Source organism: Nocardioides sp. cx-173 (assembly GCF_021117365.1).
Taxonomy (GTDB): Bacteria; Actinomycetota; Actinomycetes; order Propionibacteriales; family Nocardioidaceae; genus Nocardioides.
The window spans coordinates 2,866,946-2,884,139 of sequence record NZ_CP088262.1 but is presented as its reverse complement, the minus strand read 5'-3'; the positions used below and the strand labels follow the sequence as shown (position 1 = coordinate 2,884,139).

At 72.1% G+C, this 17,194-nt stretch carries 20 protein-coding genes; 15 read left to right on the top strand and 5 right to left on the bottom strand.

Annotation, left to right across the window (positions count from 1 at the left end):
• Positions 1 to 7: 7 nt before the first annotated feature.
• Positions 8 to 730, bottom strand: a complete 723-nt coding sequence (locus tag LQ940_RS14010; protein ID WP_231244880.1) for a hypothetical protein — start codon at positions 728 to 730, stop codon at positions 8 to 10.
• A gap of 150 nt (positions 731 to 880) precedes the next feature.
• On the opposite strand from LQ940_RS14010, the gene hrcA reads away from it, so the two are divergent.
• The 3 genes from hrcA to LQ940_RS13995 are packed head-to-tail and all read left to right on the top strand — an operon-like array spanning position 881 to position 3,878.
• Positions 881 to 1,906 (top strand): heat-inducible transcriptional repressor HrcA, encoded by a 1,026-nt coding sequence (hrcA, locus tag LQ940_RS14005; protein WP_231244881.1) that lies wholly within the window; start codon positions 881 to 883, stop codon positions 1,904 to 1,906.
• Between the two features lie 48 nt (positions 1,907 to 1,954).
• On the top strand, positions 1,955 to 3,124 hold the full coding sequence (dnaJ, locus tag LQ940_RS14000; RefSeq protein ID WP_231244882.1) for a molecular chaperone DnaJ: 1,170 nt from the start codon (positions 1,955 to 1,957) through the stop codon (positions 3,122 to 3,124).
• A gap of 1 nt (position 3,125) precedes the next feature.
• Positions 3,126 to 3,878, top strand: coding sequence for a 16S rRNA (uracil(1498)-N(3))-methyltransferase (locus LQ940_RS13995; RefSeq protein ID WP_231244883.1), 753 nt, complete (start codon positions 3,126 to 3,128; stop codon positions 3,876 to 3,878).
• Positions 3,879 to 3,936: 58 nt separating this feature from the next.
• Here the strand turns inward: LQ940_RS13995 and LQ940_RS13990 are convergent, their stop codons facing one another.
• Positions 3,937 to 4,866, bottom strand: a complete 930-nt coding sequence (locus tag LQ940_RS13990) for a Gmad2 immunoglobulin-like domain-containing protein (RefSeq protein WP_231244884.1) — start codon at positions 4,864 to 4,866, stop codon at positions 3,937 to 3,939.
• Between the two features lie 157 nt (positions 4,867 to 5,023).
• Here LQ940_RS13990 and LQ940_RS13985 point away from each other — a divergent pair, with 157 nt between their 5' ends.
• Together LQ940_RS13985 and LQ940_RS13980 are read left to right on the top strand one after the other, a co-directional pair.
• Positions 5,024 to 5,362 carry a histidine triad nucleotide-binding protein gene (locus tag LQ940_RS13985; protein WP_231244885.1) on the top strand — a complete coding sequence of 113 codons (339 nt, stop codon included), beginning with the start codon at positions 5,024 to 5,026 and terminating at the stop codon, positions 5,360 to 5,362.
• Entirely contained in the window at positions 5,359 to 6,561 is a 1,203-nt protein-coding gene (locus tag LQ940_RS13980) for a hypothetical protein (protein ID WP_231244886.1), read from the top strand. The genes LQ940_RS13985 and LQ940_RS13980 overlap by 4 nt, the downstream gene beginning before the upstream one ends.
• Before the next feature lie 73 nt (positions 6,562 to 6,634).
• Here the strand turns inward: LQ940_RS13980 and LQ940_RS13975 are convergent, their stop codons facing one another.
• Together LQ940_RS13975 and LQ940_RS13970 are read right to left on the bottom strand one after the other, a co-directional pair.
• Positions 6,635 to 6,922 carry a DUF1905 domain-containing protein gene (locus tag LQ940_RS13975; protein ID WP_231244887.1) on the bottom strand — a complete coding sequence of 96 codons (288 nt, stop codon included), beginning with the start codon at positions 6,920 to 6,922 and terminating at the stop codon, positions 6,635 to 6,637.
• Between the two features lie 7 nt (positions 6,923 to 6,929).
• Entirely contained in the window at positions 6,930 to 7,208 is a 279-nt protein-coding gene (locus tag LQ940_RS13970; RefSeq protein ID WP_231244888.1) for a hypothetical protein, read from the bottom strand.
• A 103-nt stretch (positions 7,209 to 7,311) separates the two neighbouring features.
• Between LQ940_RS13970 and LQ940_RS13965 the strand changes: the two genes are divergently transcribed.
• The 9 genes from LQ940_RS13965 to LQ940_RS13925 all read left to right on the top strand — a co-directional run bounded on the left by LQ940_RS13965 (position 7,312) and on the right by LQ940_RS13925 (position 15,646).
• Positions 7,312 to 8,331 (top strand): PhoH family protein, encoded by a 1,020-nt coding sequence (locus LQ940_RS13965; RefSeq protein ID WP_231244889.1) that lies wholly within the window; start codon positions 7,312 to 7,314, stop codon positions 8,329 to 8,331.
• A complete protein-coding gene (ybeY, locus tag LQ940_RS13960; protein WP_231244890.1) occupies positions 8,328 to 8,777 on the top strand; it encodes an rRNA maturation RNase YbeY in 450 nt (149 codons plus the stop codon). Before LQ940_RS13965 ends, ybeY begins: the two co-directional genes overlap by 4 nt.
• The gene (locus tag LQ940_RS13955) at positions 8,774 to 10,084 is read left to right on the top strand and encodes a hemolysin family protein (RefSeq protein ID WP_231244891.1); all 1,311 of its coding nucleotides are present in this window, start codon (positions 8,774 to 8,776) and stop codon (positions 10,082 to 10,084) included. The genes ybeY and LQ940_RS13955 overlap by 4 nt, the downstream gene beginning before the upstream one ends.
• Positions 10,077 to 10,418: a cytidine deaminase gene (locus LQ940_RS13950; RefSeq protein ID WP_231244892.1), complete on the top strand. Its 342-nt coding sequence runs from the start codon at positions 10,077 to 10,079 to the stop codon at positions 10,416 to 10,418. The genes LQ940_RS13955 and LQ940_RS13950 overlap by 8 nt, the downstream gene beginning before the upstream one ends.
• 61 nt (positions 10,419 to 10,479) lie before the next feature.
• Positions 10,480 to 11,844, top strand: coding sequence for an FAD-binding oxidoreductase (locus LQ940_RS13945; RefSeq protein ID WP_231244893.1), 1,365 nt, complete (start codon positions 10,480 to 10,482; stop codon positions 11,842 to 11,844).
• Positions 11,841 to 13,109, top strand: coding sequence for an SAM-dependent methyltransferase (locus LQ940_RS13940; protein WP_231244894.1), 1,269 nt, complete (start codon positions 11,841 to 11,843; stop codon positions 13,107 to 13,109). The genes LQ940_RS13945 and LQ940_RS13940 overlap by 4 nt, the downstream gene beginning before the upstream one ends.
• A 13-nt stretch (positions 13,110 to 13,122) precedes the next feature.
• Positions 13,123 to 13,893, top strand: a complete 771-nt coding sequence (locus tag LQ940_RS13935) for a siderophore-interacting protein (RefSeq protein ID WP_231244895.1) — start codon at positions 13,123 to 13,125, stop codon at positions 13,891 to 13,893.
• Entirely contained in the window at positions 13,886 to 14,830 is a 945-nt protein-coding gene (era, locus tag LQ940_RS13930; RefSeq protein WP_231244896.1) for a GTPase Era, read from the top strand. The genes LQ940_RS13935 and era overlap by 8 nt, the downstream gene beginning before the upstream one ends.
• A 117-nt stretch (positions 14,831 to 14,947) precedes the next feature.
• Positions 14,948 to 15,646 (top strand): hypothetical protein, encoded by a 699-nt coding sequence (locus LQ940_RS13925; protein ID WP_231244897.1) that lies wholly within the window; start codon positions 14,948 to 14,950, stop codon positions 15,644 to 15,646.
• On the opposite strand, the gene LQ940_RS13920 is transcribed toward LQ940_RS13925, so the two are convergent.
• Positions 15,627 to 16,232, bottom strand: a complete 606-nt coding sequence (locus tag LQ940_RS13920) for a response regulator transcription factor (RefSeq protein ID WP_231244898.1) — start codon at positions 16,230 to 16,232, stop codon at positions 15,627 to 15,629. The genes LQ940_RS13925 and LQ940_RS13920 overlap by 20 nt on opposite strands.
• A gap of 214 nt (positions 16,233 to 16,446) precedes the next feature.
• Between LQ940_RS13920 and LQ940_RS13915 the strand changes: the two genes are divergently transcribed.
• Entirely contained in the window at positions 16,447 to 17,085 is a 639-nt protein-coding gene (locus LQ940_RS13915) for a hypothetical protein (RefSeq protein ID WP_231244899.1), read from the top strand.
• The last annotated feature ends 109 nt before the right edge of the window (positions 17,086 to 17,194 follow it).

The following is a 17,194-nucleotide window of genomic DNA, read 5'->3' as shown; positions in this document are numbered from 1 at the left end:
CGCCACCCTAGGCGCGCAGCTCCTCGCGCAGCAGGTCGCCCAGCTCCTCGGTCGTGGTCGCGGCGCGGGAGAAGGACAGCGTGCGGGTGTGCGCGCCGTCGGGGTCGACCCAGTGGACGCCGACGCCGTCGGGGCGCAGGTCGGAGAGCGAGACGCCGACGACCTGGGACAGGGGGGTGCCACTGGTGCCGGCGACGGCGCGTCTCAGCTCCTGCTGGTGGCACCGGTTGGCGTGCTCCACGCAGCGCTGGAGGTAGCCGCGGTTGAGCCGGTGGGCGGAGGAGCGGAAGTCGGGCAGCGATACCCGGAACCGCTCCTCGGACTGGCGCCCGGCCCTGACCAGCAGCGCGGAGCCGACCGACAGGGTGACGACGTCGCGGACCTCGCCGCAGCAGTCGCAGTCCTCGCGGCCGTGGTTGTGCAGCGTGCCCGTGAGCGTGAGCGTCGCATCGCGGTCGGCGGACCCGAGGGGGCCGAGGCCGCTCTCGACGGTGAGCAGGGCGCTGGAGCCACGCCGGGCGGCCTGGGAGAGCACGGTGCCGGGGACGACGGAGAACGCCGGGGTGCCGTCCAGGTCCTGCATGCCGAGGTCGGTGGTGCCCGCCACCGGATCCTGGACGCCGTCGACGACGAGGCTCACCGCCGACGGGCAGGCGAGGACGCTGCGGGCGGCGGCGGCCAGGCGGGCGGGCTGGTCGAGGGCGGCGAGGTGCGATGTGTCCATGGTCATTGCGCGCTCCTGAAGTGAGGTAAGGCAACCCTAAGCAACTTTCCCGGCCGGCGGCACCCCCGGTCCACTCAACGGAATGTGTCCGCAGTTCCCCGGATGGGTAGGATTGGCACTCGGATCAACGGAGTGCCAGACGGGTGGGGAGGCGACATGCAGGAAGAGCGCAGGTTGGCCGTGCTCCGCGCGATCGTCGAGGACTACGTCGCCACCGAGGAGCCGGTCGGCTCCAAGGCGCTCGTGGAGCGGCACGGCCTCGGCGTCTCGCCGGCCACGGTCCGCAACGACATGGCCGTGCTGGAGGACGAGGGCTACATCACTCAGCCGCACACCAGTGCCGGCCGCGTGCCCACGGACAAGGGCTACCGGCTGTTCGTCGACCGGCTGACGACGGTCAAGCCGATGAGCGCAGCGGAGCGACGCGCGGTCTCCACCTTCCTCGACGGGGCGGTCGACCTCGACGACGTCGTCCAGCGCTCGGTGCGGGTGCTCTCGCAGCTGACCCGACAGGTGGCGGTCGTCCAGTACCCCACGCTCTCCCGCTCGACAGTGCGCCATGTCGAGCTGGTGGCGCTCGCCCCGCGGCGACTGCTCGCCGTACTCATCCTCAGCACCGGGCGGGTCGAGCAACGGCTCGTCGAGCTGGGCGCCGACCTGAGCGACGAGGTGCTGGCCGACCTCCGTAAGCGCGTCAATGCCGCCGCCTCCGGCGAGATCATCGCCGACGCCGTCACGGCACTGCGGGCCCTGGCCGCCGAGCCGCCCACCCCCGACCTCGCCGGGTACGTCGGTCCGGTCACCGAGGCCCTCGCGGAGGCCATGAGCGACCACCGCTCCGACGAGCGGATCGCCGTCGGCGGCACCGCCAACCTCGCCCGCTACGGCGACAGCTTCGACTCCGCAGTCCGGCCGCTGCTCGAGGCGCTCGAGGAGCATGTCGTGCTGCTCAAGCTGCTCGGTGAGGCCACCAGCGGCGGCATGGTGACCGTCCGCATCGGCGCGGAGGGCCCCTTCGAGCAGCTCGCCTCCACGAGCGTCGTCGCCACCGGCTACGGCCCGGCCGACGACGCCCTCGCCACGCTCGGCGTGGTCGGTCCCACCCGCATGGACTACCCCGGCACGATGACCGCCGTCCGGGCCGTCGCCCGCTACGTCTCACGCATCCTCGACGAGGACTGAGCGCACGCCGCTCCCTACCATCCCAGCACCAGATTAAGGATCACCACGTTGAGCAAGGACCTGTACGAGCTTCTCGGTGTCGCCCGTGACGCGGACGGCGACGCCATCAAGAAGGCCTACCGGCGCCTCGCGCGGCAGTACCACCCCGACGTCAACCCCGACCCGGAGGCCCAGGAGCGCTTCAAGGAGATCTCGCTGGCCTACGAGCTGCTCTCGGACGCCCAGAAGCGGTCGGCCTACGACCGCGGCGGCGACCCCTTCGGCGGCGGGCAGGCCGGCTTCGGGCAGGGGGCGGGGTTCTCGTTCACCGACATCATGGACGCCTTCTTCGGCGGCCAGCCCGGGGCCGGGCAGGGGCGCGGTCCCCGCTCGCGCGTGCGCCGCGGCCAGGACGCCCTGATCCGGCTGGAGGTCACGCTGGCCGAGGCGGCGTTCGGCGTCACCCGCGAGCTCAAGGTCGACACCGCGGTGCTGTGCGACGCCTGCCACGGCGAGGGCGCCGCTCCGGGCTCGCACCCCGTGACCTGCGAGACCTGCCGGGGCGCCGGTGAGGTGGCCCACGTGCAGCGCTCGTTCCTGGGCGAGATCCGCACGCTGCGGCCCTGCGCGGCGTGCCGCGGCTTCGGCCAGATCATCTCCGACCCGTGCCGCTCCTGCTCCGGCGACGGCCGGGTCCGCTCGCGGCGCACCCTGACCGTCAAGATCCCCGCGGGGGTCGACAACGGCACCCGGGTCCAGCTCAGCGAGCAGGGGGAGGTCGGCCCCGGCGGTGGACCTGCCGGCGACCTGTACGTCGAGATCCACGTCGCCGAGCACGAGACCTTCACCCGCCACGGCAACGACCTGCACTGCACGGTCTCGGTGCCCATGACCGCCGCCGCGCTCGGCACCTCGCTGACCCTGCCGACCCTGGAGGCCGACCTCGAGCAGGGCGCCGACTCCGGCGTGGAGACCTCCTTCGACCTCGAGATCGGCGCCGGCACGCAGTCGGGCACCCAGCAGGTGCTGCGCGCGCGTGGCGTCCCGGGCCTACGGGGCGGACGGGGCGACCTGGTCGTGACGGTCCTGGTGGAGACTCCGCAGCGCCTCGACGCCCGCCAGGAGGAGCTGCTGCGCGAGCTCGCCGCGATCCGCGGCGAGGAGTCGCCGACCGGTCAGGTGCCCGCGGAGGCCCAGCGGTCGGTCTTCGGCCGGCTGCGCGACGCCTTCATCCACTGACATGTCGCTGCCGGTCCACCTGGTCCCGTCCCTGGACGGGGTGACGGCCGGTGCCACGGTCACCGTCGTGGGCGACGAGGCGCACCACGCCGTCGCCGTGCGCCGTACCCGGGTGGGGGAGCGGGTCGTCGTCACCGACGGCCGGGGCCGCTCGGTGGCCGGGAGCGTGGCCGAGACCGGCAAGCGGCTGCTGTCGGTGACGGCGGAGACGGTCCAGGACCTGCCGGAGCCCAGCCCCTCGCTCGTGGTGGTCCAGGCGCTGCCGAAGGGCGATCGCGGCGAGCTGGCGGTCGAGGTCCTGACCGAGGTCGGCGTCGACCGCGTCGTCCCCTGGGCGGCCTCGCGCAGCGTCGCGATCTGGAAGGGCGAGCGCGCCGCCAAGTCCCTGTCCCGCTGGCGAGCCACGGCGCGCGAGGCGGCCAAGCAGTCCCGCCGCGCCTGGCACCCCGTGGTGTCGGAGCTGGCCACCACCGCCGACGTCGTGGCGCTCGTGGCCGAGGTCGACCTGGCCGTCGTGCTTCACGAGGAGGCGGCCGTCCCCCTCGCCGGACTGGAGGTCCCGACCTCCGGCACGGTGCTGGTCGTCGTCGGCCCCGAGGGCGGCCTCAGTGACGACGAGGTCGCCGCCTTCGTCCAGGCCGGAGCCGTCAGCGTCCGCCTCGGCGCCGAGGTCCTCCGCACCTCCACCGCCGGCGTCGCCGCTTGCGCTGCGCTGCTGGCGCGTACGCCGCGCTGGGGATGGATACCCGGCTGACCGGGCGAAGTGCCGGACGTGGAAGGTGCGGACCCCCAGCCCGGCCCAGCGCCCGGCCTCACTTCACCGTGATGGTCTTCGTGTCGACGGTGGGACCGGAGCCCTCGCCGCCCGAGGGGTCGTCGGTGCTCGCCTCGAACGTGTACTCACCCGGCGCCAGCCCGGAGACGTCGACCTCGCTCTGCCACGGGTAGAGCTTGTCCATCCAGCCCTCGGCGGTGGCGAAGCCCTCGAGCACGACCTTCTCGCCCTGCCGGATCCGCCAGGGCACGGTGGCCTCGAAGGAGCTGGCCACGCCGCTCGCGGTGAACTTCCCGCTCACGGTGGCGCCCTCCTCGGGGGAGGTGACGCTGACCAGGCCCAGTACGTCGATCTGCGGGGCCTCGGTGAGACCGCCGGCGGTGTCGATGCCGAAGAGCGTCGTGGGCCGGCCGTCGAGCTCGACGGTCACGGGGTCGCGCTTCTGCTGCACGCCCTGCAGCGTGTAGATCAGCTGCTGGGCGGCGAGCCGGGCCGCCTGCTGAGTCATGCCGCCGGGGGCCGTGGTGTAGGTGTCGTCGGCGAGCTCGACGACGAAGCCGCCGTCGCCGTAGGAGACGGAGGCGAAGCCGCCCGCCGGGAAGAGGGTGCCGTAGTCGGGGTCCTGCGCGTCGCCTGCCGTCATCAGCGCGGCCGCCTCGGCCAGCGGGTTGTTGGCCGCGACCTTGCGGAACTCCCGGAAGAGTCTCGGGCCCTGCGGGGTGTCGCCGCTGAAGTACACCGGCACGGTGACGGTCTCGGTCGAGCTGGACTCGGTCTCGGACGGCTCGGGCTCCGTGCTCGGCTCCGTGCTCGGCTCCGGCGTCGGCGAGCCGGCCGCACTGGAGCTGTCCGACCCGCCCGGGTCGCTGGCGGTGGGCTCGGGATCGTCGCCGCAGCCGGCGAGGACGATGCTGCCGACCAGGCCGGCGAGCGAGAGAGCGAGGAAACGGCTCCGAGGTGCAGTCATGCGTCCATCCTGTCGGCGACGGCCGGTGATTACACGATGATCGGGCGCGTGTCGGTCTCCGGCGGAAACCTCGCCCGGGCTGGGTCCGGTTCCCCCACCTGCAGGGGCACCTTCCGTGCGAGCATGGGACCCAGAAGCCGGAGAGAGGTGGCGGGTCGTGGACGACTGCCTGTTCTGCAAGATCGTCGCAGGGGAGATCCCCGCCGAGATCGTGCACGCGACCGAGCGCACGGTCGCGTTCCGCGACATCAACGGCCAGGCGCCCACCCATGTGCTGGTGGTGCCGCGCGACCACTACGCCAACGCCGCCGAGCTCGCCGCCGGCGACCCCGAGGCCTCCGCCGAGCTGGTGCGTACGGCGGCAGCCGTCGCGGCCGCGGAGGGCCACGACGACTACCGGCTGGTGTTCAACACCGGCGCCGGTGCCGGTCAGAGCGTGTTCCACGCGCACCTGCACGTGCTGGCCGGACGGCCGATGAGCTGGCCACCCGGATGAGCCACCGGCGGACGAGCCTGGTCGCCGCGGGCCTGCTCGCGCTGGTGCTGTCGGCCTGCTCCGGCGCCGACGACCCGGCCCCCGAGGTGGCCGGAGAGCCCGCGCCGACGGCGGCCAGCGACGCTCCGCCGCCGGCGCACCATGCCCCGGCGGCCCCCGCGAAGCTCAAGCCGCTGCGTGCCGGCGAGCGGCGGGTCACCATGACGATGCCCGAGACCTACACCCCGTCCGCGCCGACCGGCACCGGCACCGACGACTACCGCTGCTTCCTGCTGGACCCGCGGCTCGCCCGCGACAGCTACCTCACCGGCACCAACGTCGTCCCCGGCAACCCCGACGTGGTGCACCACGTGATCCTGTTCCGCGTGCCGCCCGACCAGGTCGCGGCGGCCGAGGAGAGGGACGCCGAGACCGAGGGCCTGGGCTGGACCTGCTTCGGCGGGACCGGCCTGGACGGGGAGTTCCAGAACCCCGAGGACGCCCCCTGGCTCGGCGCCTGGGCGCCGGGCGGCGAGGAGGCCATGGTCAAACGCGGCCACGGCGTCGAACTGCCCCGCGGGTCCCGGGTCGTCATGCAGGTCCACTACAACCTGCTGGCCGGCGCCAGCCCCGACATGAGCTCCACCCAGATCCGGGTGCGCGCGCACGACCCGGGGATCACGCCGCTGCACACCTTCCTGCTGCCGGCGCCCGTCGAGATGCCGTGCCGGCCCGGCCACGACGCCTCGCCGCTGTGCGACCGCGACGCGGCGCTCGCCGACGCCCGCGACCGCTTCGGCTCCGCAGGCGGCGCCCTCGCGCAGGGCCTGCACTTCCTCTGTGGCACCGACGTCGTGCCCTCCGAGGTCACCGAGTGCACCCGCACGCTGGGCCGCGGGATGACCATCCACGCCGTGGCCGGCCACATGCACCTGCTCGGCCGCCGCATCACCATCGAGACCGACCCCGGCACCCCGGACGCCCGCACGGTCATGGACATCCGGCCGTGGAACTTCGACGACCAGGGCTCCCGCTCGATCGAGCCGGTCCACCTCGACGCCTTCGACACGGTCAAGGTCACCTGCCGCCACGTCCAGTGGCTGCGCGACCGGCTGCCGGCGTTCGAGACCCAGCGCGAGGACCACTACGTCGTCTGGGGCGAGGGCACCACCGACGAGATGTGCCTCGGCATGCTCTCCGTGGCCTTCGACGACGAGTGACCCGTCACCAACTGCACGGAATCCCCGCTGACCCGTCAGAAAGTTTCTGACGGGTCAGCGGCGGGAGGGGCGCTCAGACGTCGATGGTGAGGCGGACGGACACGATGTCGTCCAGGGTGATGGCCTCGGCGCGGCGGACGGCGTCCTTGAGGGGTACGACGTAGCCGCCGTCCTTGGGCCACAGCGAGGTCGTCCAGCGGGTCTCGCCGATCGCCACGGCGACCGGGATCATGCCCCAGCCGTAGGTGACGGCCGACGCGGTCAGCGCGATCTCCTCGCACTCGTCCTCGGGCACGCTCACGAAGTGGTACGGCGCCGGCCCGCGCCACTCCCACACCCGCCCGTCGAACTCGAGCTCCACGGCGCCCTCAGCCCGGCAGCACGGCGTCGACGACGCGGAGCAGCGCGAAGAGGACCGGCAGCCCGAAGACCACGAGCAGGGCCCAGGCGGTGATGCGGTGGCGCCGCTTGCTGGCGTCCAGGGAGCCGGCGAAGTCGAGCAGCGCGCCGTCGGGGACGTGGTGGGTCAGCCCCATCGCCCGGGCGTGCGGGGGCAGGTGCTGCCCGGAGAACCAGTACGGCGGGGTGTCGTCGTCCCCGGCCCAGCCGTCAGCCCAGTCCTCGTCGAGCTCGTCGGGCTCCTGCATGGCTCCACGGTACGTCGATCAACCCGGTGGGCCGACGCACCACGCTCCCGTAGCATGGAGGTCGCTCCGCCCCCGACCGAAAGGCCGCCCGCCCAGGGCACCCATGACTGACAGCAGCACCGACCGGAACCAGACCAGGGACGCCGCCCAGACGCGCCACACCGTCGTCGTCCCCAACAGCATCAACATGGTCAGCCTGCTCGGCCCCGGGGACGAGCACCTCGCGCTGATCGAGCGCTCCTTCTCGGCCGACGTGCACGTCCGCGGCAACCGGATCACGATGATCGGCGACCCCGGCGAGGTCGCGCTGGCCGAGCGGCTGCTCGACGAGCTGGTGACGATCATCCGCACCGGCCAGGGCGTGACCAACGAGACCGTGGAACGAGCGCTGTCGATGCTGCGCGCCGAGACCACGGAGCGCCCCGCCGACGTGCTGAGCCTCAACATCCTCAGCAACCGCGGCCGCTCGATCCGCCCGAAGACGCTCAACCAGAAGCGCTACGTCGACGCCATCGACAAGCACACGATCACCTTCGGCATCGGCCCGGCCGGCACCGGCAAGACCTACCTGGCGATGGCCAAGGCCGTGCAGGCGCTGCAGTCCAAGAACGTCAACCGGATCATCCTGACGCGTCCCGCCGTGGAGGCCGGCGAGAACCTCGGCTACCTGCCCGGCACGCTCAGCGAGAAGATCGACCCCTACCTGCGGCCGCTCTACGACGCCCTGCACGACATGGTCGACCCCGAGACGATCCCCAAGCTGCTCGCCTCCGGGACGATCGAGGTCGCGCCGCTGGCGTTCATGCGGGGGCGCACGCTCAACGACTCCTTCATCATCCTCGACGAGGCGCAGAACACCACGCCCGAGCAGATGAAGATGTTCCTGACCCGGTTGGGCTTCGGGTCCAAGGTCGTGGTCACCGGCGACGTCACCCAGACCGACCTGCCCGGTGGGATGCGCTCCGGCCTGCGGGTGATCCAGGGCATCCTCGACGACGTCGAGGACATCTCGTTCAACACGCTCACCAGCCACGACGTCGTACGCCACCGCCTGGTCGGCAAGATCGTCGCCGCCTACGACGAGTTCGACGCCCAGGGCGGGCTCCAGTCGGGTCCCCGATGAGCATCGAGGTCCTCAACGAGTCCGGCCACACCCTGGACGTCAAGCGGCTGGCGCAGCTCTCGCGGTTCGTCATGGACCAGATGCGGGTGCATCCGCTGGCAGAGCTGTGCATCAAGGCCGTCGACGAGGACACGATCGCCGAGCTCAACGAGCGCTGGATGGGCAAGGAGGGGCCGACCGACGTGCTCGCCTTCCCCATGGACGAGCTGCGTCCCGGCCTGGTCACCGAGGAGCCCGAGGAGGGCGTGCTCGGCGACCTCATGCTGTGCCCGGCCATCGCCGAGCGACAGGGCGCCGAGGCCGGCCACGGCACCGACGCCGAGATCGAGCTGCTGACCGTCCACGGCATCTTGCATCTGCTCGGCTACGACCACGCGGAGCCGGAGGAGCACGCCGAGATGTTCGGTCTCCAGGACACGCTGCTCGGCCGCTGGCGGGACCAGTGACCTCGGGCGATATCTGGCTGCTGGTCACAGCAGCGGTCCTCGTCCTCCTGGCCGGCCTCTTCACGGCCGCCGACGCGGCGCTGGCGTCGTTCTCCAAGGCGCGAGCCACCGAGCTGCTCGCCGAGCAGCGCCCGGGCGCGCGCGCCCTCGTGGGGATCCTGGAGGACGCCCCGCGCTACCTCAACACCGCGCTGCTGCTGCGCCTGCTGTGCGAGATCTCGGCGATCGTGCTGGTCACCCTCCAGATCGACGACCTGGTCGACGGCTCCTGGCTGGCCAGCGTCCTGACCACCGTGGCGGTGATGGGGCTGGTCTCCTTCGTCGCGATCGGCGTCGCGCCGCGCACGCTCGGTCGCCAGCACTCCGAAGCCGTCGCGCTGCTGTCGGCCGGGGCGTTGAGGGTCTTCACCACCGTGCTGGGGCCGCTGCCGCGGCTGCTGATCCTCATCGGCAACGCGATCACCCCCGGGCGCGGCTTCCGCGAGGGACCGTTCTCCTCGGAGACCGAGCTGCGCGAGATGGTCGACATGGCCGAGGCATCGGCGCTCATCCAGTCCGGTGAGCGCAAGATGATCCACTCGGTGTTCGAGCTCGGCGACACCTCGGTCCGTGAGGTCATGGTCCCGCGCAACGACGTGGTCTACATCGAGCACTACAAGAACCTGCGTCAGACGCTGTCGCTCTTCCTGCGCAGCGGCTTCTCGCGGGTGCCCGTCATCGGCGAGAACCTCGACGACATCCGGGGGTTCGCCTACCTCAAGGACATCGTGCGCCGCGACTTCGAGGCGCCGGAGGTGGAGTTCACCCAGCGCATCGAGGAGGTCATGCGCCCGGTCCACTGGGTGCCGGAGTCCAAGCCGGTCGACGCGCTGCTGCGCGAGATGCAGGCTCGGCGCCAGCACATCGCTGTCGTCGTCGACGAGTACGGCGGCACGGCCGGCCTGATCACGATCGAGGACCTGCTCGAGGAGATCGTCGGCGAGATCACCGACGAGTACGACGACGACGAGATCGAGGTGGAGACCCTGTCCGAGGGCACGGTGCGGGTCTCTTCGCGCTACCCGGTGGACGACCTCGACGAGCTCTTCGGCTTCGACGTCGAGGAGGAGGACGTCGACAGCGTCGGCGGCCTGATGGCCAAGCACCTCGGCCGGGTGCCGATCCCCGGCTCGACCGTCGAGGCCCACGGCCTGCGCTTCGTGGCGGAGGACGCCGCCGGTCGACGGAACAAGATCGGCACCGTGCTCATCCACCGGGTCGAGCCCGACCCCACCACCGCCCACGAGCTGGAGACCGCCCATGAGTGACCTGAGCGTCGAAGACGCCAAACTCGTCACCCTCGCCCGCGCGACGCGCGCGCGCATCGGCGCCGCCGAGGGCGCCGCGGTCCGCGACGCCGACGGCCGCACGTACGCCGCCGCGTCGGTGGCCCTGCCCTCGCTCGAGCTGTCGGCGGTCCAGGTGTGCGTCGCGATGGCCGTCGCGTCGGGCTCGAAGGGGCTCGAGGCAGCGGTGGTGCTCGGCGACGCCGAGGATCTGGCCGACCTCGACCTGGCCGCCCTCCGCGAGTTCGGCGGGCCGGGCGTCGTCGTCCACCGCGGCGACGTGCGCGGCAACGTCCTCGCCACGACCCTGACCTGAGCCGGGCCCGGCGGGCGAGACGTTCCGGCCCCGGGGAGCGTGACCGGAGTAACCTGCGGGGGTGACTTCAGGGAGCACCTGGGAGCGTCACGAGCGGGCGGTGCGCCGGCTCGTGGAGTCGGCTGCCGCGATCCCGCCCGGTCAGCCGGTGCGGCTGGCGAAGCAGACGTCCAACCTGTTCCGCCCGCGGCAGGCCACCACGGCCCCCGGGCTCGACGTCTCCGGCCTGACCGGGGTGATCGAGGTCGACCCGGACACCCGCACGGCCCAGGTCCAGGGGATGTGCACCTACGAGGACCTCGTCGACGCCACCTTGCCGCACGGCCTGATCCCCTACGTCGTGCCGCAGCTGCGCACCATCACCCTGGGCGGCGCGGTGACGGGGCTCGGCATCGAGTCCACCAGCTTCCGCAACGGCCTCCCGCACGAGTCAGTGCTCGACATGGACGTCCTCACCGGGGCCGGCGAGGTCGTCACCTGCCGGCCAGGGGACGAGCTGTTCGACGCGTTCCCCAACTCCTACGGCTCTCTGGGCTACGCCACGCGCCTCCAGATCGAGCTCGAGGCGGTGCCGACGTACGTCGCGCTGCGCCACGTGCGCTTCGACGACGCGGCCCTGCTCGCCAAGACGGTCGCCGAGATCGTGGAGACGGGGGAGTACGCCGGCGCGCGCGTCGACGGCCTGGACGGCACGGCGTTCGAGCCCGGCGAGCTCTACCTCACCCTCGCCCGCTGGACCGAGACCACGGGCGGCGCGACCCCGAGCGACTACGCGGGCCAGCAGATCTACTTCCGCTCGGTGCAGCAGCGCGAGAGCGACCTGCTGACGATGTACGACTACCTGTGGCGCTGGGACACCGACTGGTTCTGGTGCTCGGGCGCCTTCGGGGCCCAGCACCCGCTGCTGCGGCGGGTCTGGCCCCGGCGGCTGCGGCGCTCCGACGTCTACCACCGACTGCTGGGCCTGGACCGGCGCTTCGGCATCGCCGACCGGCTCGACCGGCGCGCCGGCCGCCCGATGCGCGAGCGGGTCATCCAGGACGTCGAGGTGCCCGTGGCGCGGCTGCCGGAGTTCCTGGAGTGGTTCGACGCGGAGATCGGGATGCGCCCCGTGTGGCTGTGCCCGCTGGTGGCGAAGCGACCCTGGCGCACCTACCCCCTGGAGCCGGGAGAGACCTACGTCAACGTCGGCTTCTGGGGCACCGTCCACGTCGGGCCCGAGGCGCCCGGCGGCCCGCTCAACCGCGCGATCGAGGCCAAGGTCCACGACCTCGGCGGCCACAAGTCCCTCTACAGCGAGGCCTTCTACGACCAGGAGACCTTCGACCGCCTCTACGACGGCGCCAACCTCGCCGCAGTGAAGCGCCGCTACGACCCGGACGACCGACTGACGACCCTCTATGACAAGGCAGTGAGGAAACGATGACGACCATCCCGATCGCGGACACGATTGCGGGCCTGCTGCGCGACGGCATGCCCGTCCGCTTCACCGCGTACGACGGCAGCGCCACCGGCCCCGAGGACACCGGCATCACCCTGGAGCTGGTCAACGAGCGGGGCCTGTCGTACCTGCTGACGGCACCGGGCGACCTGGGCATGGCCCGCGCCTACGTCGCGGGGGACCTCGTGGTGCACGGCGTCCACGAGGGCAACCCCTACGAGCTCATGACCCGGCTCAAGGACCGCACCAAGTTCCGCAAGGTCTCGCCCGGGGAGATCTTCTCGTTGGTGCGCGGCGTGGGCGTCTCCCACCTCAAGCCGCCGGCCCCGCCGCAGCAGGAGCACCTGCCGCGCTGGCGCCGCGCGGTCGAGGGTCTGCGGCACTCGATGGGCCGCGACGCCGAGGTGATCTCCCACCACTACGACGTCTCCAACGCCTTCTACCGGCACGTGCTCGGCCCCTCGATGGCCTACACCTGCGCGGTCTACCCCGAGCTCGGCTCGACGCTCGAGGAGGCGCAGTACGAGAAGTTCGACCTGGTCGCCCGCAAGCTCGACCTCCGGCCCGGGCAGCGGCTGCTGGACGTCGGCTGCGGCTGGGGCGGGATGGTCCGCCACGCGGCGAAGGAGTACGGAGTGAAGGCGCTGGGTGTGACCCTGTCGCGCCAGCAGGCCGACTGGGCCAAGGAGGAGATCGACCGCGAGGGCCTGGGTGACCTCGCCGAGGTGCGTCACCTCGACTACCGCGACGTCCTCGAGAGCGGCTTCGACGCGGTCAGCTCGATCGGGCTCACCGAGCACATCGGGGTGCGCAACTACCCGTCGTACTTCCGCTTCCTGCGCGACCGGCTCAAGCCGGAGGGCCGGCTGCTCAACCACTCGATCACGCGCCACCACAACCGCCGCGAGGAGACCGGCGCCTTCATCGACCGCTACGTCTTCCCCGACGGCGAGCTGATCGGCTCCGGCACGATCATCAAGGAGGCCCAGGACGCCGGCCTGGAGGTGATGCACTCGGAGAACCTCCGCAAGCACTACGCCATGACGCTGCGCGACTGGAACCGCAACCTGGTCGACAACTGGGACGCCTGCGTCGCGGAGGTCGGCATCGGCACGGCGCGCGTGTGGGGCCTCTACATCGCGAGCTCGCGGCTCGGGTTCGAGTGGAACGAGATCCAGCTCCACCAGGTGCTCGCTGTCCGCACGGCCGACGACGGCTCCGACGGATTCCCCCTCCGCCCCACTTGGTGACTAGCCTGGCCGGGTGAGCACCCGGGCCAGGACGTACGACGCGCAGGTGCTGCGCCGCACCCCGCTCTCGGAGCACCTGGTCCGCCTGGTCCTCGGTGGGCCGGGTCTGGCCGGGTTCGTCTCCACCGGCATCCCCGACGAGTGGGTCGGGCTGGTCGTCCCCGGCCAGTTCCAGAGCCGCTACTACACCGTGCGCGCGTGGGACGGCTCCGAGCTCACCCTCGACGTGGTGCTCCACGCCACGGGCCTGGTGACCGAGTGGGCGGCTGGGGAGTGCGTGGGCGAGACCGTGACGCTGACCGAGCCCAAGGGCGGCTTCGCCATGCCGCCGGACGCCTCCTGGCTGATCCTGGTGGGCGACCTGACGGCGATGCCGGCGATGGCGCGGATCCTGGAGTCGGTGTCGGTGCCGGCCGCCGTGTGGGCCGAGGTGCCCGACGACCTCGGCGACTACCTGCCGGCGGCGGCCTCGGTGCACTGGCTCGACGCGCCTCACGATGGCGAGAGCCGGCTGGCCTCCGTGGTCGAGAGCCTCGAGTGGCCGCCGGGCGAGGGCTACTTCTGGATGGCGGGCGAGTCCGCCCAGATGCGCGCCATCCGCAAGCACCTGATGCGCGAGCGCCGGATGCCCGCGACGGCCTACGACGTCATGGGCTACTGGCGCGGTGTCGCCGCACGGCAGCCGCGGGCGGTCGACCCGGGGCCCATCTGGCGCGCCGGCAAGGCCGCCGGCAGAACCGACGAGCAGATCTGGGCCGACTACGACGAGGCGAGCGATGGCTGAGCAGCACCACGAGACCGAGCAGAGCGAGCACCGCAGTGGGTTCGTGTCGTTCGTCGGCCGGCCCAACGCGGGCAAGTCGACGCTGACGAACGCGCTGGTGGGCAGCAAGGTCGTCATCACCAGCTCCAAGCCGCAGACGACGCGGACCGTCGTACGCGGCATCGTGCACCGTCCCGACGCCCAGCTCATCCTGGTCGACACCCCCGGGCTGCACCGCCCCCGCACCCTGCTGGGCGAGCGGCTCAACGACCTGGTGAAGACCACGCTCGGCGAGGTCGACGTGGTCGCGGTCTGTCTGCCCGCCAACGAGAAGATCGGGCCCGGTGACCGGTTCATCGTCCGGGAGATGGCCAAGGTCAAGCGCACCATCAAGGTCGCCATCGCCACCAAGACCGACCTGGCCACCGCCGAACAGATCGGCGAGCACCTGCTCGACATCCAGCGGCTCGGCGCGGAGACCGGCGTCGAGTGGGCCGAGATCGTCCCGGTCTCCGCCCAGGCCGGCGACCAGGTCGGCCTGCTTGCCGACCTGCTGGTCGGGCTGCTCCCGGTGGGCCCGCAGCTCTATCCCGACGGCGACCTCAGCGACGCCCCCGAGGAGGCGATCGTCGCCGAGCTGATCCGCGAGGCCGCCCTCGAGGGCGTGCGCGACGAGCTGCCGCACTCCATCGCCGTCGTCGTCGAGGAGATGGGGCTGCGCGAGGGACGCGACGCCGACAAGCCGCTGCTGGACATCCATGCCAACCTCTACGTCGAGCGGGACTCCCAGAAGGGGATCATGATCGGCCACAAGGGCGCCCGGCTGCGCGACGTCGGCAAGGCGGCGCGGCTGCAGATCGAGGCGCTCTTCGGCACCCCGGTCTACCTCGATCTGCACATCAAGATCGCCAAGGACTGGCAGCGCGACCCGCGCCAGCTGCGCAAGCTCGGGTTCTGAACTCTGCCCACGCACGCCGTAGGAGAGCACCTGGGGCCGCATCGGGCTGCATGAGGGCGGCAGCCCGGGGGTACCTTCGGCTCACTGTCAGTCTGTTCGCGCGTGGGAGCTGTGCCGGTGGAACCCATTCCCGAGACCGTCAGGGCGATCGAGGAGCTCGGGCCCTTCGTCGCCCAGGGCGAGATGCTGGAGGTCCTGGGCAACCTGAGCCGCCAGGTGGAGGCGGTCGCCCCGCGCTGCGTGGGGATGAGCGTCTCCTCCCGCGAGTACGGCGTGACCTTCACCTTCGTGGCCTCCGCCCTGCAGGTGGCGTTCCTCGACGCCGTGCAGTTCCTGGACGGCGGGCCGTGCGTGCAGTCCGTCGAGCTGGGGGCGGTCGTGGGCTACCGGGTCGAGGGCGCGATCGACGAGCAGAGCTGGGCGCTGTTCGCACGCGCCGCCGCGGCCACCGGCATCGCCTCCACGTTGACCCTGCCGCTGGTGCGGTCCGGGGCCATCGAGGGCACGGTCAACCTGTACGGCTCGACGGCGGACGCCTTCGACGGGCGCCACGAGCGCCTGGCCGCGGTGTTCGAGACCTCGGCACACCGACTCGTGACCAACGCCGACCTCTCCTTCAGCACCCGGCAGCTGGCCGAGGCGGCACCGCAGCTGCTGGAGGCCGAGTCGCTGCTCAATCAGTCGGCCTCGGTGGTCGCCGCACTGCAGCGCGTCGACGCCACGACGGCGCGCGACCGGATCCGCACCGCGGCGCGCGGTGCCGGCATCAGCCCCACCCAGCTCGCGGAGGCGTTGGTCATTCTTGGTCGGCGCTGACCGGTCGCCTCGGCGCGGGTGCGAACCCGTGCTGCAGCGCCCACACGACCGCCTGGGAGCGGCGGGACACGCCCATCTTGCGGTAGGCCGAGCGGATGTGGCTCTTGATCGAGTTGATGCTCAGGAAGACCCGTCCGGCGATCTCGCGGTTGGCGAGGCCCTGCGCGATGAGCGCGACGACCTCGGCCTCGCGAGCCGTCAGCTCCTCCTGCCCCGGCCAGGTGCCGCTGCCGTCGGCCCCGAGGTGCGGCCCGGGAGCGGGAACCACCTGTTCCCCGGCCGCGATCCGCTCGAGGGCCGTGACCAGCTCCTCGGCCGGTGCCCCCTTGGAGACGTACCCGTCGACTCCTTGGGCGAGCGCGGCCTCCACGAGGTGCGGGCTGGTGTGCCAGCTGTAGAGCACGACCTTGGCTCCGGTGTGGAGGTGCAGTGCGCCGGGGTCGAGGTCCGGCCCCTCCGCGCGGGCGAAGGTGTCGACCAGCACCACGCGGCCGGCGTACGGCGTCAGCATCGACTGCAGCCCAAGCAGGACCAGCTCGTAGTCGTTGACGAGCGCGACCCGCACGGGACCAGGTCCCACGGTCATTGCACAGATCTCTGGGGTTAGTCGATTGTCCAGGAGCAGCGAGCCCCTGACCCCCGAGGTGCGGCGTCAACCTCATGGCCAACGTATTGCACCAGGGCCCTCGCTTGCACACGGCGCCCGGCGGTGAGCGGGGGCAACCACCCCTGGGGGTGGTCTAAGCCACCCCTTGGGGTGGGTACATCACTCCTAGAGAAGAGTGACGAAGGAGGCGGTCATGTCCGGGAACGTGGCGGTGGTGACGGTGGCGGCCGGGGATCATCCCGGCCTGGAGCTGCACCACAAGGCGCTGAGCATCTGCAGAAGGCCCCCCGACCAGCACGTCGTCGTCGCGGTCGACGCCGCCGACCTGATCAGCTGGCAACCGCCGCGCGGCGTCGCCTCGCGCGTCGTCCCGCTGTCGCCGGCCCCCGAGGGCGTCCCGTACGCCGCCGCGATGAACGCGGGCGGGGGTGTCGCGCTGGCCGCCGGTGCGGATGTGCTGGTGTTCCTCGACCTGGCCTGCGTTCCCGGTGAGGAGCTGGTGGCGGCCTACGAGCGCGCCGCGTGCCAGGACCCGGCCCATCTGTGGACCGGTCCGGCGTCCCGTCTGGGGCCGCCCCCCGACGCCGGCTACGACCTCTGCCGCCTCGACGACCACGTCGAGGGAGCGGGCGAGGGAACCGGCGAGGGGGACCCGCGGCTGTGGCCGCGGTTCTCGCTCGCCCTCCACCGCAAGGCCTGGGCCCACCTCCACGGCTTCGACGAGGACCTGATCGGGCACTCACCCGTCCCCGACCTCCTGCACCGCGCCGCCACCGCCGACCTCTACCTCCGCGAGGTCCCCGAGGCCCGCTCCTACCTCCTCCCCACCTGACCGGCGCCAGCTCGGTGGTCGAGGTGCGAGGAGCGTCAGCGCTTGTCCTGAGGTGCGAGCGCAGCGAGCCTCGAAGGGACGAGCCTCGAGACCGAGTGGGCCGGGAAGC

Coding starts and splice junctions, on each gene's coding strand:
- LQ940_RS13970 (WP_231244888.1), bottom strand. CDS start 7,208: ATGCAGGAGCCCGACGAGCTCGACGAGGACTGGGCTGACGGCTGGGCC.
- era (WP_231244896.1), top strand. CDS start 13,886: ATGGCTGAGCAGCACCACGAGACCGAGCAGAGCGAGCACCGCAGTGGG.
- LQ940_RS13950 (WP_231244892.1), top strand. CDS start 10,077: ATGAGTGACCTGAGCGTCGAAGACGCCAAACTCGTCACCCTCGCCCGC.
- LQ940_RS13965 (WP_231244889.1), top strand. CDS start 7,312: ATGACTGACAGCAGCACCGACCGGAACCAGACCAGGGACGCCGCCCAG.
- ybeY (WP_231244890.1), top strand. CDS start 8,328: ATGAGCATCGAGGTCCTCAACGAGTCCGGCCACACCCTGGACGTCAAG.
- LQ940_RS13990 (WP_231244884.1), bottom strand. CDS start 4,866: ATGACTGCACCTCGGAGCCGTTTCCTCGCTCTCTCGCTCGCCGGCCTG.
- LQ940_RS13940 (WP_231244894.1), top strand. CDS start 11,841: ATGACGACCATCCCGATCGCGGACACGATTGCGGGCCTGCTGCGCGAC.
- LQ940_RS14010 (WP_231244880.1), bottom strand. CDS start 730: ATGACCATGGACACATCGCACCTCGCCGCCCTCGACCAGCCCGCCCGC.
- LQ940_RS13920 (WP_231244898.1), bottom strand. CDS start 16,232: ATGACCGTGGGACCTGGTCCCGTGCGGGTCGCGCTCGTCAACGACTAC.
- hrcA (WP_231244881.1), top strand. CDS start 881: ATGCAGGAAGAGCGCAGGTTGGCCGTGCTCCGCGCGATCGTCGAGGAC.
- LQ940_RS13980 (WP_231244886.1), top strand. CDS start 5,359: ATGAGCCACCGGCGGACGAGCCTGGTCGCCGCGGGCCTGCTCGCGCTG.
- LQ940_RS13915 (WP_231244899.1), top strand. CDS start 16,447: ATGTCCGGGAACGTGGCGGTGGTGACGGTGGCGGCCGGGGATCATCCC.
- LQ940_RS13995 (WP_231244883.1), top strand. CDS start 3,126: ATGTCGCTGCCGGTCCACCTGGTCCCGTCCCTGGACGGGGTGACGGCC.